Origin of the sequence: Blastococcus carthaginiensis, assembly GCF_030731085.1 — a bacterium.
Taxonomy (GTDB): domain Bacteria; phylum Actinomycetota; class Actinomycetes; order Mycobacteriales; family Geodermatophilaceae; genus Blastococcus; species Blastococcus carthaginiensis.
In genome coordinates, this window is record NZ_JASNFN010000004.1 from 302,415 (window position 1) to 317,139 (window position 14,725).

The 14,725-nt window shown below is 67.3% G+C and carries 14 protein-coding genes and 1 other annotated feature; of the genes, 5 read left to right on the top strand and 9 right to left on the bottom strand.

The features are described 5' to 3' along the window. Positions 1-4: 4 nt before the first annotated feature. Positions 5-868 (bottom strand): SGNH/GDSL hydrolase family protein, encoded by an 864-nt coding sequence (locus QOZ88_RS06655; protein ID WP_305999006.1) that lies wholly within the window; start codon positions 866-868, stop codon positions 5-7. A gap of 124 nt (positions 869-992) precedes the next feature. Between QOZ88_RS06655 and QOZ88_RS06660 the strand changes: the two genes are divergently transcribed. Next, the gene (locus QOZ88_RS06660; protein ID WP_305999007.1) at positions 993-1,682 is read left to right on the top strand and encodes an SGNH/GDSL hydrolase family protein; all 690 of its coding nucleotides are present in this window, start codon (positions 993-995) and stop codon (positions 1,680-1,682) included. Between the two features lie 96 nt (positions 1,683-1,778). Here QOZ88_RS06660 and QOZ88_RS06665 read toward each other — a convergent pair whose 3' ends face one another. Beyond that, positions 1,779-3,422 (bottom strand): AMP-binding protein, encoded by a 1,644-nt coding sequence (locus tag QOZ88_RS06665; protein WP_305999008.1) that lies wholly within the window; start codon positions 3,420-3,422, stop codon positions 1,779-1,781. A gap of 63 nt (positions 3,423-3,485) precedes the next feature. Further along, complete coding sequence (locus QOZ88_RS06670; protein ID WP_305999009.1) at positions 3,486-3,866, bottom strand: SDR family oxidoreductase; 381 nt, start codon at positions 3,864-3,866, stop codon at positions 3,486-3,488. A 46-nt stretch (positions 3,867-3,912) separates the two neighbouring features. Between QOZ88_RS06670 and QOZ88_RS06675 the strand changes: the two genes are divergently transcribed. Beyond that, a complete protein-coding gene (locus QOZ88_RS06675; protein ID WP_305999010.1) occupies positions 3,913-4,296 on the top strand; it encodes a CocE/NonD family hydrolase C-terminal non-catalytic domain-containing protein in 384 nt (127 codons plus the stop codon). A 183-nt stretch (positions 4,297-4,479) separates the two neighbouring features. On the opposite strand, the gene QOZ88_RS06680 is transcribed toward QOZ88_RS06675, so the two are convergent. Together QOZ88_RS06680 and QOZ88_RS06685 are read right to left on the bottom strand one after the other, a co-directional pair. Then, the gene (locus tag QOZ88_RS06680) at positions 4,480-5,415 is read right to left on the bottom strand and encodes an HNH endonuclease (protein ID WP_305999011.1); all 936 of its coding nucleotides are present in this window, start codon (positions 5,413-5,415) and stop codon (positions 4,480-4,482) included. A 126-nt stretch (positions 5,416-5,541) separates the two neighbouring features. After that, a protein-coding gene (locus QOZ88_RS06685; protein ID WP_305999012.1) for an IS3 family transposase occupies positions 5,542-6,794 on the bottom strand; the annotation gives its coding sequence in 2 pieces (ribosomal slippage) (positions 5,542-6,509 and positions 6,509-6,794; 1,254 coding nt in all). After that, positions 6,382-6,510, bottom strand: a sequence feature (AL1L pseudoknot). (Overlaps the previous gene by 129 nt.) A 120-nt stretch (positions 6,795-6,914) precedes the next feature. Here QOZ88_RS06685 and QOZ88_RS06690 point away from each other — a divergent pair. Both QOZ88_RS06690 and QOZ88_RS06695 read left to right on the top strand, forming a co-directional pair. Beyond that, positions 6,915-7,415: a GIY-YIG nuclease family protein gene (locus tag QOZ88_RS06690; protein WP_305999013.1), complete on the top strand. Its 501-nt coding sequence runs from the start codon at positions 6,915-6,917 to the stop codon at positions 7,413-7,415. Positions 7,416-8,126: 711 nt separating this feature from the next. Next, positions 8,127-8,378, top strand: coding sequence for an HNH endonuclease (locus tag QOZ88_RS06695; RefSeq protein WP_305999014.1), 252 nt, complete (start codon positions 8,127-8,129; stop codon positions 8,376-8,378). 30 nt (positions 8,379-8,408) lie between these two features. On the opposite strand, the gene QOZ88_RS06700 is transcribed toward QOZ88_RS06695, so the two are convergent. Further along, positions 8,409-8,897, bottom strand: coding sequence for a hypothetical protein (locus QOZ88_RS06700; protein WP_305999015.1), 489 nt, complete (start codon positions 8,895-8,897; stop codon positions 8,409-8,411). A 237-nt stretch (positions 8,898-9,134) separates the two neighbouring features. Continuing rightward, on the bottom strand, positions 9,135-9,785 hold the full coding sequence (locus QOZ88_RS06705) for a hypothetical protein (RefSeq protein WP_305999016.1): 651 nt from the start codon (positions 9,783-9,785) through the stop codon (positions 9,135-9,137). A gap of 2,523 nt (positions 9,786-12,308) precedes the next feature. Between QOZ88_RS06705 and QOZ88_RS06710 the strand changes: the two genes are divergently transcribed. Then, positions 12,309-13,091, top strand: coding sequence for a tetratricopeptide repeat protein (locus QOZ88_RS06710; protein ID WP_305999017.1), 783 nt, complete (start codon positions 12,309-12,311; stop codon positions 13,089-13,091). 104 nt (positions 13,092-13,195) lie between these two features. On the opposite strand, the gene QOZ88_RS06715 is transcribed toward QOZ88_RS06710, so the two are convergent. Beyond that, the gene (locus tag QOZ88_RS06715) at positions 13,196-13,744 is read right to left on the bottom strand and encodes a transposase (protein ID WP_319946876.1); all 549 of its coding nucleotides are present in this window, start codon (positions 13,742-13,744) and stop codon (positions 13,196-13,198) included. Further along, the gene (locus QOZ88_RS06720; RefSeq protein WP_305999018.1) at positions 13,741-14,328 is read right to left on the bottom strand and encodes a helix-turn-helix domain-containing protein; all 588 of its coding nucleotides are present in this window, start codon (positions 14,326-14,328) and stop codon (positions 13,741-13,743) included. The genes QOZ88_RS06715 and QOZ88_RS06720 overlap by 4 nt, the downstream gene beginning before the upstream one ends. Between the last annotated feature and the right edge of the window lie 397 nt (positions 14,329-14,725).

A 14,725-nucleotide genomic window follows, 5' to 3' on the forward strand; every position in this document is an offset into this window, starting at 1 on the left:
CGGCTCAGCGGCGGTCGAGCCGCAGCACCGCCATCGTGCGCGCGGCCATCCCCGCCTCGCCCAGCGCGTTGGGGTGCACGATCACCGGGTTGAGCCCCTGCAGGACCGGCTCGACCCAGCGGACGCCGATCGGCTGGCAGGCGTCGTGGCCGTCCGAGACGCGGCTCAGGTCGACGAAGGTGACGCCGGACAGGGACGCCGCCCGCCGCACGACCTCGTTGAGGGTCGCCTGGAGCTCGCGCAGGTAGGGGATGTCGCCGGTGGCGATGGGCATGCGGTCGAAGCAGCCGCCGCTGGCCGGCACGATCCAGGGGTAGCCGAGGATGGCGATGCGCGCGTCCGGCGCCGCCTTCCGCACGGCCCGCAGAGCCTCCACCAGCGCCGGGAACGTGGTGCCGCGCACGGTGTCGGTGAACGAGCTGCCGTACCGGTCCTTGCACGGGCTGCCCTGGCCGAGCGTGGCGAGGCCGGCGGTGCTGCAGGCGATCACCGAGTTGATGAAGACGCCGCTGTCGTTGCCACCGATGGTCATGGTCACCAACTGCGTGTCCCGGCCGAGCGCCTCGAGCTGCGGGGCCACCCCCGGGTGCTGCCCGGTGAAGAAGTCGCCGGTGTCGGCGCCGCCGCAGGTCACGTCGGTGAGCTCGGCACCGATCGCGCGGGCGATCACGTTCGGGTAGTTGCGGACCGAGCGCAGGCACTGCGGCGGTGCGGTCAGGTCCGGCGGCAGGACACCGGAGGCCGCGCTGTAGGAGTCACCGAGGGCGACGTAGCGCAGCGGGGCCGGCGCGGCCTGGGCCGAGGGCGCGACCACGACGCCGGTGAGGACCGCGAGGGCGGCGAGGACGCAGGTAGCGAGACGGCGCACGTCTCCTCCAGATCGGGTGGGGGCGGTGTGCGCGGATCAACGTGCGACACCGCCGGCAGTTACGCGCGTCACACAGGCATCGGCGCGGCGGCGGCGCCCGCGGCCCGGCCGCTACGGTCGGGACATGGGCCGGGGGCGCGTCGTGCTGGCCGTCGTGGCCGTCGTGGTCGTGGCGCTGGCGGCCTCCGTGCTCGTGCGCGACAGCCCCACCCGTCGGCTGGCCGAGGCCGTCGCGCACTTCGAGTGCTTCCTGTCCCCGTCCGACGAACCGGGCGGCACCGTGGCCCTCGGCGACTCCATCACCGCGGGGAGCCACGTCGCGGCGCTGGACATCGGGGTCGACGACTCGTACTTCGACGTCCTCGGCTGCCGCGGGGACTCCCCGGTCACGTACGGCGGCAACGCCGGGGTCGGCGGGGAGCGGAGCGACGAGATCCTCGCCCGGGTGCCCGAGGCGCTCGCCCCGCGGCCGGACACGGTGCTGGTGCTCGCCGGCACCAACGACGTCCGGCAGGGGCGCACCGACGGGACGATCGACACCCTTACCCGCATCGCCGAGGAGGTCGAGGCCGGCGGGGCGACGCCCGTCTTCGCCACCCTCCCTCCGAGCGCGGAGTTCCCCGACGAGACCGTGGCACTCAACGAACGGCTGCGGGTCTGGGCCGACGAGCGCGGCGTCGAACTGCTCGACTTCTGGACCCCGCTGGCCGATCCGGACGGCACCTTCGCCGAGGGGATGAGCGACGACGGCACCCACCCCTCCCTCGAGGGGGCGGAGGTGCTGGCCGACGTCGTCGCCGACGCCCTGGGCTGAGCCGCGCGGGCCCAAGGTGCTGTGGACCTGCCACGCCCCCGGCAGACGGGCGACCGAGGGGCTGGCAGGTGTAGTTGCAGGACCTGGCGGCGGCCCTCACGTGGGCCCGACCTCGGCGCGTCGCTGCTGGCGCAGGACGAAGCGCTGGATCTTGCCGCTGGAGGTCTTGGGCAGCTCGTCGACGAAGTGCACCGTCCGGGGATAGGCGTGGGCGGCGAACTGGTCCTTGACCAGCTGCTGCAATTCGGTGGCGAGCGCCCGGTCCCCGCTGTCCCCGGCGCGGAGGACGACGAAGGCCTCGAGCACCTCGCCGCGCAGCGGGTCGGGTACCCCGATGACCGCCGTCTCCATGACCCGCGGGTGGGTGATCAGCACGCTCTCCACGTCGAACGGCCCGATCCGGTAGCCGGCCATGATGATCACGTCGTCGTCGCGGGCGGAGAAGTAGAAGTGGCCGTCCTCGTCGGCGCTACCGGCGTCACCGGTGAGGTACCAGGCCCGGTCGTCGGTGAAGCGCTCCGCGGTCTTCTCCGGTGCTCCGGCGTACCCGGTGAACCACATGAGCGGGCTGTCGGCGACCTTGATCGCCACCCGCCCCACCTGCCCGGGCGGGACCGGCGTCGCCGCGGTGTCGTCGAGGACCGTGGCGGACCAGCCGGGCAGCGGCTTGCCCATCGAGCCCGGGCGGACGGTCTCCCTCACGGCGTCGGACCAGCCGTTGACGATCATCATGCCGTGCTCGGTCTGGCCGTAGTGGTCCCGGACGGGGACGCCCAGGTGTTCCTCGGCCCAGTCGATGACCTCTGGCGTCAGCGGTTCGCCGGCCGAGGAGGCGCGGCGCAGCCGGGTCCCCTGAGGCACCGGGGTCGGATCCGCGCGGAGCGAGCGGTAGACCGTCGGCGCGGCGGCGAAGTTGGTGACCGCGAACCGCTCGACGACCTGCCACGTCAGGGGCGCCGAGAAGCCCGCGTGGAGCAGCAGGCTGCGGCGGCCGGCCGCCAGCGGTCCGAGGATCGCGTAGTAGAGGCCGTAGGCCCAACCGGGGTCCGCGGCGTTCCAGAACACGTCCTCGGACGAGACGTCCAGGCCGAACTCCAGGTAGGCCTGGAACGAGGCGAGCGCCTTGACGGGCACCGGCACTCCTTTGGGCGTGCCCGTGGTCCCCGAGGTGAACAGCAGCACCAGCGGGCCGTCGCCGCCGACGGCCACCGAGGCGCCGGCCGGCTCGTCGGGGCCGTGGTCGCTGACGAGCTCGTGGAAGGACAGCTGCCCCTCCTCCGGAGCGCCGCCCACGACGACCACGCGCCACGGCGCGTCGGCGGGCATGTCCGGTCCCGGCTGCACCTTGGCCCGTTGGTCGGCGTCGGTGATCACGACCTTGGCCTGGCTCGCCGCCAGGCGCAGCGCGATGGCCGGGGTGGCGAAGGCGGTGAACAGCGGCACGTGCACCGCACCGCGCCGCCAGATGCCCAGCAGCGCAACCGCCAGCTCGGCCGACTTCCCCATCAGCACGGCCACCGCGTCACCCGGCCCGACGCCGAGATCGGCCAGGGCCGCGGCGAACCGCGCCGACTCCCGGCGCAGGTGGCCGTAGGTCAGGTCGTGCGCGGACAGGTCCGCCTCGACCACCGTGAACGCCACGTCATCGGCCGGGTGCCGGTCACACAACAGCTCGGCCGCGTCGGCATCCGGTGAGTCGTAGACGGCCAGCAGCTCCAAGACACGTTCTTCGTTCGACACCTCAAGAACCTCCGCTGGTGGTCGAGATCGGGTTCGTGGCCCGGTGGGCCCCCGATCGGGAAGTCATCGCGCCGTCATCCGCGAAGCGCCGTCCATGCCGATGACCTCGCCGTTGAGATCGTCGAGGTCGGCGAGCATCGCCACCAGCCGGGCGAACTCGGCCGGCTGTGCGAGCCGGCGCGGGAACGGGACGGTCGCCGCGAGTCCGGCCCGGACCTCGGCGGACAATCCCGCCATCATCGGCGTCTCGACGATGCCGGGAGCAATGGTCATGACCCGGATGCCGTACTGCGCCAGGTCGGGTGTCGCCGACGCGCCGGCGACGGCTTTGTCGAGGTCCAGGTCGCACACGGTGGCACCGCGGCCGGCCAGGTCGGCCGCCATCGCGGCGCCGAGGCCCGAGACCGCACCGGTGACCAGGGCGGCAACGCCGTCGAGCTGCATGTCTGACTCCCCGGGTCGAAGGCGTCAGCGGGCGAGCTGCCGGCTGATGGACGTCCTCCGCTTCACCGGTCCCCCGCCGGCCGAGGCTCTCGAGGTCGTCGGCGTCCCGGTCGTCGAGGTGGCGCACCACAGCGAAACCCCGCACGCCGACCTCTTCGTCCGGATCAGGGAGGTCGATCCGAAGGGGCTCTCCCGCAACGTCAACGACGGATACATCCGGCTGGACGCTGCATCGGCGGACGATGTCGTCCGCCTCCAGTTGGACGCGATGGGCGAACTGCAACCAGAGACGACTCAGGCCGCTCCCCCGAAGGGGAACGGCCTGGTCATCGGGGTGGAGCTGAGGGGACTCGAACCCCTGACCCCCACACTGCCAGGCCGTCATGATCGCGTTCGCCAAGGTCCGCCGAAGTCCGAAAAGGCCTTGTAAGCAGCGGGTTCATCGCTTCGCCGGACGACGGCGAACAAGCGCGAACCAAGATCGAACTGGGCCAACTGCAACCACAATTGCAACCACGTTCCTCCGGTCATGAGGACGGCTCATTAGCCGATCTCAGCAGCCCAGGGCGGGCATGGTCCGTCGTTAAGGCGTCGGGTGTGCCACCGTCAGCTCTCAGCTGGCCTTGAAGACCGTGTCCAGGTGCCATTCGAGGAACTCGCGGTTTGGCCGGTCCGTCCGGTGCTCGGGGACTGCGATGGGTTGCCCGACTCGCGTGTAGAACTGCTCGCCGTTTCCGAACTCCTCCCGCAGCCGCGGACTGACGAGCAGTCGGTGTTTGGGGTCGACGCCGAGGTATCCCCGGTCGTACAGGGTGTGTACGTCTGAGCGCAGCAGCAATCCGTTGTCGAGGCGGTGCTCACCGCCGTTCGGTAGCGGCTTGATGTGCGCCGCCTGCAGCACAGGGCGGATCTTGTCACCGGTGATGGCGCAGCGCCGGCTGTAAGCACCCAGCACCACGGCCTGGAAAGCTTGCTGTCCGAGCCGTTGCGGGGTGAGGCGCGGATCGCCGTAGACGGGTCCGCCTAGTTGCCACGGCCGCGCCAGGTCGATGACCACGTTGTTGTCGAGGACTCGGTGCAACAGGTCACTGAAGTACTCCAGCCAGCGGCGCTCCGCGAGGTCGTAGCTCTTCCCCTGCACGACGCTGGGCGCGAACTCCGGAGGCGGCTCGGCTGCCTCGTCGCCGGTGAAGAACCGGGTGTCGCGGATCAGCAGACAGCCGATGACCGGGTCCTCCTGTTGGGACAGGGGCTGCCTCCGGTACCTACCGACCCTGACGCGCATCTCCTCCAACGTGCGGGCACCGTCGCCTCGGCCGAACATGTCCCAGGCCTCAGAGATAGGCAGCGCAGCGAAGCCGCTGAAGAAGCCGCCACCGACGACCCGGTTCTCCGGGTGGTGGGACTTGAAGAAGAAAGGCTCCCCGTGACTGAGAACCTTAAACGGCCTGCCGCTCGCTGGCCGCCAGAAGTTGACCTCCCCACCAGGTGGCTGCTCCGCGAGCTGGCGATACCACTCGCCGTCGGTGACCCCGACGTACGCCTTCATGCCCATCAGTGTGCTGGGCAGGGCAAGCCCCGGATCCATTGATGCTTCAGCCATGCACGCCCAGAGCACCGGCCGCGGCGTTACGTCGGGCGTCGTTCTTTACGGCCACATTGAACCGCCCCGGGTTCAGTGGAGGCTCGGTTCTGCCGGGGAGTCCTCGGTGAGGCCGACGATCGAACGGTAGTGGTTGTCCTCGTACTCGACCGGTGGGATGTCGCCGCAGGCGCCGTGGAGGCGGCGGTGGTTGAACCAGTCGACGTACTCCAGGGTGGCCAGCTCGACGTCGTCGAGGCCCTGCCACGGGCCGCGGCGGCGGATGAGTTCGGTCTTGTAGAGGCCGATGAGGGATTCGGCGGCGGCGTCGTAGGAGTCGCCCTTGCTGCCCACCGACCGGAGGGCGCCGGCGGCGTCGAGGCGTTCGGTGTAGCGGATGGCGAGGTACTGGACGCCGCGGTCGGAGTGGTGGACCAGGCCGCTGACGTCGCGGGCGTCGCGGGCTCGGGTCCACAGGCCCTGCTCGAGAGCATCGAGGGCCAGATCGGTGCGCAGGCTGGTCGACGCCCGCCAGCCGACGATCCGGCGGGAGAACACGTCCATGACGAAGGCGACGTAGACGAACCCCGACCAGGTGGCGACGTAGGTCAGGTCGGCCACCCACAGCCGGTTCGGCGCCGGCGCGCTGAAGATCCGGTCGACCAGGTCACCGGGGCGGGCGGCCACGTCGGCCGGCACGGTCGTGCGCTTGACCTTGCCGCGGACCACGCCGGCCAGGCCCAGCTCGCGCATGAGCCGCTCTACCCGGCAGCGGGCGACCGGGACGCCCTCCCGGTTCAGGGCCCGCCAGATCTTGCGGGCGCCGTAGACGCCGAGGTTGGCCGCATGCACTCGATCGATCTCGGCCTTGAGCTGCTCGTCGCCGACCGCCCGCGCCGAGGGAGCTCGGGTCCGTGCGGCGTAGTAGGTGCTCGGAGCGATCTTGGCGCCCGCCTCGGTGAGCGCGCAGCAGATCGGCTCGACTCCGAACTCCTGGCGATGCTGGTCGATGTAGTCGATTAGCGCTGGGATGGCCGGTCGAGCTCGGCCGCGAAGAAAGCCGACGCGCTCTTGAGGATCGCGTTCGCCCGGCGCAACTCGCGGTTCTCCCGCTCCAGCTCGGCCAGCCGCGCCCGCTCATCGGTGGTCAGGCCCGGCGCAGCGCCGGCATCGATGCGCGCCTGCTGCACCCAGTTCCGCAGCGAGTCCGGCACGATCCCCAGCTGCTCACCGACCCGCTTGCACGCGGCGTTGACGCTCAGCTTCTCCGGCCCCTGCACCAGCTCGACCGCGAAGCGGATCGCCCGCTCACGCAGCTCGTCGGGGTACTTCCTCGGTGCCGCCATGACTTCCATCCTTCGGGGGTTGGAAGCCTCCATCAATCCCGGGGCGGTTCACATCGGTGACGTCCATGATCGGTACACGCGGCGACTCACCCAGTGACGGGGTGACCTACTGTCCGCGTTGTGAGCACCGCTGAGACTGACGCGACGCGCTTTCTAGCCCCCCAGCGAACATGGCGACGCGAGGACGTGCTGCTCAGGCCGTCGCCCATTCCGGCGGCGCCGGGCGTCTATGGATGGTGGTTCGATCGTTTGCCCGCACCGATCGAGGCCAGCAGATGTAACACCTGGCTTGGCCTCACCCTGCTCTACACAGGCATCAGCCCCAAGCGGCCACCCATGAACGGACGGCCGCCCAGCAAGAGCCACCTCCGGGAGCGCATCAAGACGCATTACACCGGCAATGCCGAAGGCTCGACCCTGCGCAAGACCCTCGGATGCCTCCTGACCGAGGAGCTAGGGATCCAGCTTCGTCGGGTTGGCTCCGGCAGCCGCCGGACGTTCGTAGAAGGCGAGCGAACCCTGTCTGAGTGGATGGCGGAGCACGCGTTCGTGACTTATGTCGAGCATCCGAACCCGTGGAAACTGGAGGAGGAGTCATCAGCACGCTGGATGTTCCCCTGAACCTCGACGGGAACAGCAGGAACGCCTTTCATCCACGGCTGACGCAAGTCCGAAAGAAGTGCGTCGCCACCGCCAACGCGCTGCCCGTCATCCCCAACTCGGGCATCGGAGGGCGTTGAGGGGCGGACACAAGCACGCCCCCCCACGTCACCAGCCTCATCGCCGAGCCGCCATTGCTACGGACGGAGTGCGTGAACGATGTCGTCGATTCCTCGTGCAGACGCGACGCTCGACTGAGTGCGCGCCTGCGCTCGACAACGGGCACCTCCTGCCATTGTGCTGCGCCAGCGCCGGCCCTGGCGCGGGAGGCGGCCGACCACAAGGGCTGCAACGTGAGGGGGGTCAATTGCCGCTAGCAACAAGTTCGGTCGCTTGACCACCATCGTGGCACTATCCCGCGGCCGCGTGGTCGGCGCATCATCCGACCGACGACCACCACGGAGGGCCGCGCGCTTAGTACGTCGGGCAGCGCCTTCGACAGGTCAATGCGACGGTTAGAACACGCCTAGCCGATTGCCTCGGCTCCCCCGTCGGGGCCCGAATGATGCGTCGGCCAGCGTTCGGGCTACCCGGAGGACAACGACAACGCAGACGTACTCCGCGCTGCGGAACTGACCGGCTCGGCGACACGCTCAACCGCAGTAGGACCCCGGCGCTCTGCTGGACTACGGGTCCTGCTCCTGGCGTGGCTTCCGAACTGGAGCACACCGAGTGGCCTGGATGCTCGCCAACGGCTACGAGATCCCGGGGACCTTGGTCGTCGACCATCTGTGCGAGGTCAAGTGGTGCGTCAACGGCTACCGCCACCTCGAGGTCGTGACCTTCGGGGGGAACACCAGCCGGCAGCGCCGCCGTAGTCCCGAAGACTGCCGCACAGCAACGAGCTTCGAGCCACCGTGGGAAGACCGCTGGTATCCGTTCGGACGCCGGCTCTATGCCGAAGACGGCGAACGGCTGGCCTAGCGCGCCAAATGCAGCCAGCACTGGGCGTGCTTACTCTGTTTCGGACGTGTCACTCTGGAGAAGCGCGTTGAGTCGATCCGTCGCGCGCTGCATTTTGGCGGCTCGGTCTTTCAGTACCTCCGAAGTCAGGGTCCAGATGTGTTCCAACAGGGACAACACGACCTCCCGCAACACCGCCGCGACCTGACCATCGGGAGTCAGCGTGCTCGGCAGAAAAGGCGCACAGTTTGGATCCTCGGCGCGATCCTCTGGGCTGACTTTGGGGAACGCCTTGAGCATTCGGGCAAGTGCCGCGGAATCAACCTCGAACTCAAGGTTATGGGCCAGCTTATTCCTTACGGCATTTAGTGCAAGTAGCGGCTCACCCCCTAGATGCAGGGTGCCCTGCGCCCGGGCGAGCGCCACCTTAGAAGGAAATGGGAGTCGCTCCAACTCCCGCCACTCATCTGGGAGCTCAAGGTCCGCGCGGATGAGATCGACCAACGCTGTCTCGATCCACAGATGCCCCTTGAGCAGCACCCCCGTGGCGTCATCGGGTGATAGATGCGCTTGGAGCACTGCAAGGTCCACGTGCGGGCGCTTCGCTCGTCCTCCTCCGCCGCTCACGAGGTGAGGCGGCAGGACGGCTTGATCAGGACAGGCGTCGTCACCCTCCGAGCCTATCGGAGACCTCGGACCGCAGAGGGACCAGCGGCGGAGCCGCAAAAGCGTGCACTCTCAGCCTATGAGATGTTGCCTCGCGCTGTTGGAAGCCTGCTAGTAGTCCTCGTAGCCGGCGTACTCCTCTCGCATCCACTGCTCGTACTCGTCCCTCACGCGGCCATCCTCATAGGTGGCTGTACCCGCAGCGTTGAAGAAGTTGGACAGCCGGAGCATCGAATCATGAAAGGCCGCTAGGTCGATCCACGGCAGCCTGCCGAGGCTCGGAGTTTTGTCGTTCCTGGTGGAGTAGCGGAACTCCTGGTTGGTCCTGTCAGTGTCGTGAAGTTGCAACAGCAAGTCCTCCACGGCATCAAGGTCGCCTGTGTCGTTTGGGCTCGTCGCTTCCAAGCGCCGCCGTACGTCCCTCCACAGCTTCTGCAGGTCGTGGGTGGCGGGAGCCTTGACTGGCTCCCGCTGATAGCGCTGAAGCTCCATAAGAAGACTCTTGAGCTGTAGTTCCACGTGGTGACGCCAGCACATCCCGAACGGGAAGAGGATCATGTCCTGGTCTTGGCCCGTCTGCTTGACGTGCTTGAACATCAACTCGGCGGCGAGTCGGAACCCAGCGACATACGGGTAAGTGGACATGTCCGGCGAGTGCTGCCACTGCAGGAACGCATGAAACCTGTGCGCGTTCCCGCCGGACAAGATGTTGAGACCAGGCACCGGCCAGACATGGCCGTCCGAGTACGAGTCATCGTCCATTGACCGAGTCTGCGGGACATACGCGTGCGTTGCACCGAGGCGCGCGGGCTCGAAACGACAGAAGCCCCCGGACGCAGATCCGAGAGCTTCTGATCGTTGGCCCGCTACAAGCTACGTTCGCTGTTTGTGGAACTAACAATAGTGATAAGCCGGAGGGGCTAAGAACCACCCGAAGCGCCGGTGACGGAGCCGAGTAGGGGGGGGCCGTCGGCGCCAAGCAGCTTGAACACATTGGAGTTTGCGGTCAGCCCGTGGTCTTCTCGGGGAGGCAACGCAATCCGCGTGGAGCGTGTCGCATGATCACTTGAAGTCGCCCCTGGCGTTAATGCCCTCGCGCCGGGCATCCGCACGTTGGAGGTCTCCCTCATCCGAGCGTGGAGAACCGGCGTCGCCTGTTCGGGGAGCGATCCGATGACGACTCTGAGGAGCCGTGAGCGTTGCTTCCCGCCACTGCACATGCTGGCTGAGCCTGACCGCGAGCGCGATGACCGCGGCCGAGGCCAGCGAGTCGGGGAGAAAGCCTGCTCCCCCGTACGCGAACTGTTCTGCGCCAGACAGCTGCCCAGTTCTACCGACGCTTCTCCCTGGGAACTTGAGGATGACTTGGAACGCGACGGCGGCTTACCCCTACGCCGACCGTGAACGGGCGACGTGCGGGCTACGCGCCCAGCTACGCGAGATCGTGGCTACGGCCGGCGCTGGCACTCCCGAATAGTCAACGTCGGAGTTGGATGGGCCGGTCGAGATAACTGGTGCGCACGGACGCTCGTGGTTCGTGTGGACCGCCAGCGTGGAGGCGGTCATCGCACCGTACGGGAAGGCCATCCGGGCGCGTAGGCCATGCGCCTGTACACGAAAACACCCGCCAACCACTTAGTCGCGGGTTTCCGATCCCCCACCGCACTTGGCCGGGACATGCGCACAGATGTACCTTAACGGTCGGGTTGAGGTTTGACCGTCGGGTCGGGTCGGGTCGCCGGTCGAGAGGAGGCCGCCGACCGTTGGGCCCAGGCGGTGCCTTACCGATTAGTGGGGTTACCGGCCTGGGTGCCGCCGGAGACGGAGATGTTGAGGCCGGCCGCGACGGCGGCCTCGAGGAAGCGGGCGGCCTGCCCGGTGATCGTGCCGAGGGCGACGAGCTCGAGGCTGTGGGCCTGCAGTACGAACTTGCGGTGTTGACGGCCATGTGCCGCCGGGGTATGTCGGGGTTGAGCACATGCAGCCGGGAGCCGTCGGTTATCTTCCCGTCTACCACCGGCTCAAGGTTCGGCTGCCGCTCCGGCCTGCACAGACATCCCGACTCGCAACTTCGCGAGGCGTCAAAAACCGTCAGAGACGCAGCGCTCGGGTCAGCCGCATCTGCCATCCGACTCCACAGACGCTCAGAGACACGGCTGCCCAGCGCCCAGAGGTGTCGGTGACTGTCTGCGAGACTTCGAGACTTCGCGGTCGACGGAGGAGGTGGAGCGTGGCACTAGTGGTGACGGGACAACTACGCCACCGCCAACTACAACCCCACGAGGTCATGCAAGCGCTTCGAAAGCGTTTACCGAACATCGTCCCAGCGGCTCAAGATTTCGTGGTCCAGCGCCCCAACTCAACTGTCACGTTTTTCTGCAACACCACGTCCACACTGGATTTCACTGTCGCAGCGAAAGCGACCAATATCCCCGCCCCAGCGCGCGTTACGGTGCTCGTACGAGAGACTGACAGTCTCAACGCTGTCTTGGTCCCCGCCCTTTCGCAAGCGTTTCGTAAGGCGGAGGTCGAGTACTGCATCATGGAGGACGATCGCTCCCGCAGGGAGCTTCTCTCTTGGCGTCGGGAACCTCCGCTGACCTCCAGGCCCGCACGACTTTCCTACATCATTTGCGTAATACTGCTGGCCCTCGGCGCGGCCCTACTCTACAAACAATTCGAGCAGCCACCGAGCGATACTCGGACCTTCAACGTTGTCTCACTGACCTTGGCGATCGGACTCCCTGTCCTTACCATCCCGTTACCCTTTATTTTTGAACATCTGAGGGTCAAAGATTGTGGGCGTTGGTCCGTTGCTCGCATGGGCGGAGAGACGACATGACCCGCTTCGACCAGCCTCCCTGGGAGCAGACTCATCAACGACTCGTTGACACACTCCAGGAGGCCGGATGGGAACCCAAGGACGGAATAGCGCCAGACGGCTGGGAACCGGACCTTGTGGCCGTAGACGGTCGCGGTACCCTTCTCTGCGTTGACGTGAAAGTCGGGACCCGCCCCCTGCATTCCGAGGTCCTCAACCGACTAGCTCGCGCACAGGACGATTTGGCTGCGTCCTGGCCGGGCCGCTCCGCCGTGATGCTTTTGACCACCAGCCCCATCAGTGCTCGCCTAGATTCCGCCTTCGCAGCCCGGGGTGTAATCGTCTTGCCAGTGCGCGACGCGCGACACATGCCGAGCGCACTGCGGTCAGCGATTGTGCCCCTGACACGCGAAGGTGGAGTAAGGGAATCTGGGGCAAGAAAAAGCCTGACAAACGAGATCGCAGTGGCTCTCGACGACGAGGATTATCGCAAAGCGATCGATCTATATCAGACGGTCCTCGACAAGCAGCGGCGCGCACTCGGCCCCAGTCACCCCATCATGTTCGACACGATGGGGCGCCTCGGAAGCCTTCTGGTCCGCGTTGGACGATCCGACGACGCGCTGAAAGTGATGACGGACCTTCTTCAACGGCAGCTACAAGCCGTTGGACCAGACCACCCAAGCGCCCTAGAGACCGAAGCGCGTCTCGCCTCGACATACATCCAGACAGGGCGCTCGGCTGACGCATTGACGCTCCTTGGGCGATTGATTCCGCGAATGAACGACGTGCTGGGCGAGTGTGACGTCCGAACCCTGGAGGCGCGCTTCGCATACGCCTCGGTCCTGCGGAGCCTTCTCCGCTGGAATGAGGCTTTGGCATCGTATGAAGATGTCTTACAAGACCAGATCGAGACATTCGGACCGGATCATCCAACAACACTCCGCACGCGCCGGAGTATCGTGTCAGTGTTGACTGCGATCGAAAGCTCAAGGGAAGCACTTGATCAGTCCACGGCCTTACTGCAAGACGAGTCCCGAGTCCTTGGTCCTGATCATCCAATAACATTGGACACGCGTGGTTATCATGTTGGCGCCCTGGCCAGCCTCGGCTGGCACGACCAGGCGCTGACCGCGGCGAAAGACCTGCTGGCGGACCGTGAACGAGTTCTGGGCCCTGCGCATAGCTCAAACTCGTGGCTTCGACAACTGATAGCGGACTTGGACCAGCAGACAGACAGTCGCTAGCTCCGCTCCGTTGGCGATCGAGCGCCCCCCCACCCCCCGCAGGAGCAAACCTAACCCGTACGAATCATCAGCGCGCCGGTGCGTCAGTGACAACTAGTGCCGGGTCAGGCAACCTTCGCCCTCTTGATGGTTTCGGCTCGGCGGACGACCTTGCGGAGCGTGGGATCGGTGATGTGCCGGTTCCGCCAGGCGATGTAGCGGCGGATCATGCTGGCCTGCTCGCGGTGGGTCTCGTGGTCGGTGCCGTCGAGGGCGAAGTAGCGCAGGGCGGTGAACTGCGCCTCGATCCGGTTGAGCCAGGAGCCGTAGAACGGGACGTAGGCGAGCTCGACGTTGTTGGCGGCGGCCCACTGTCCGACGCGGTCGTCGGTCTTGGTGGACAGATGTGGGCTGAAGTTGTCCAGCACGATCGCGATGCGCACGTCGGCCGGGTGCAGTGAGCGCAGGTAGCGGCAGAAGGACAGGGACTCGGTGCGGCCCTTGCGGATCTTGACGTGGCCGTAGAGCCGGTCGGTGGACAAGTCGTAGCCGGCCAATAGGTGCCGCACGCCGTGCGGGCGGGTGTAGGTCGCCCGCCGGCGCGGCCGATCCTGGTCACCCTTTCCGGAGGCGGCTGGCGCCCACTGCTTGCCGGGGTGGGGCTGCAGGTTCAGCGGCCCGAACTCGTCGACGCAGAAACGACGGTCGGGTCATCGGGGCCGGGTGCGGCCTTGCCGTCGGCGATGGCGTAGAGCTCCAGCACCCGGTTCTTCTTGGCCTCATAGTCAGGATCGGTGCTGGTCTTCCAAGGCTTGACGGCCTGGAAAGGAGATACCTTGGTCGCGCAGCAGCGTGCGCAGGCCCCCTCGTGGGAGATGTCGTCGACCACCCCCTCGGCGACCAGGAAGTCAGCCAGCTTCGACAGGCTCCAGACCGAGAACGGCAGCCCGTGATCGGCCGGACGACCCAGTGCGATCTTCTTGATCTCCGCCCGCTGAGCCAGGTCGAACTTTGGTGGCCGACCGCCGGCGTACCTCGGCTTCAGCGAGTCGAACCCGTCGGCGTTGAACTTGTGCATCACGTCCCGTACCCGGTCGGCGCTGCTGAACGTCACCTCGGCGATCTGCGGCACTGCCATGCCTTGGGCCGACAGCAGCACCATCTGCGCTCTTCGCCAGGTCACCACCGACCCGCTGCTACGGCGCACGATCTGCAGCAGCCTGTTGCCCTCGTCGTTGCTGATTTCGCGGACCTGCACGCGATGGACCATCTCGCATCTCCTGCGGGGAAGACAGGATCAGACGAGCCCCACGGTCGACACACCGAGGGCCTCAGCCAAGAACCCCGGCGGGCGTGTCACCGAAGTGGGGCGAAGGTTGCCAGCCGCGGCACTAGGCGCCCTCCTCGCCGAGTAGCCAGCTCGCCGGGCGTCTCCTCTCCCGAGACTCCCGTGCTCAACCGCTATGAGGTGGCGAGCCCGACCCCCGTCCGAACCGCATCGACGCCACGCCGCGCCGTGACGCCACAGACCCACGGCTAGGGCTTCGTCGGCACCTTGGGCCGGGCCACGACGGCGACCACGTTGCCGGAACCGGCGGGACGGTGGCGGAGGTCTGGCCGCAGATGTAGCGGGCGCGCAATGGGGCCCGCCTCCT

Excerpts from the sequence above, each read along its gene's own strand:
- QOZ88_RS06660 (WP_305999007.1), top strand. The coding sequence starts at position 993 with ATGGGCCGGGGGCGCGTCGTGCTGGCCGTCGTGGCCGTCGTGGTCGTG.
- QOZ88_RS06670 (WP_305999009.1), bottom strand. The coding sequence starts at position 3,866 with ATGCAGCTCGACGGCGTTGCCGCCCTGGTCACCGGTGCGGTCTCGGGC.
- QOZ88_RS06675 (WP_305999010.1), top strand. The coding sequence starts at position 3,913 with ATGGACGTCCTCCGCTTCACCGGTCCCCCGCCGGCCGAGGCTCTCGAG.
- QOZ88_RS06680 (WP_305999011.1), bottom strand. The coding sequence starts at position 5,415 with ATGAAGGCGTACGTCGGGGTCACCGACGGCGAGTGGTATCGCCAGCTC.
- QOZ88_RS06705 (WP_305999016.1), bottom strand. The coding sequence starts at position 9,785 with ATGGACGATGACTCGTACTCGGACGGCCATGTCTGGCCGGTGCCTGGT.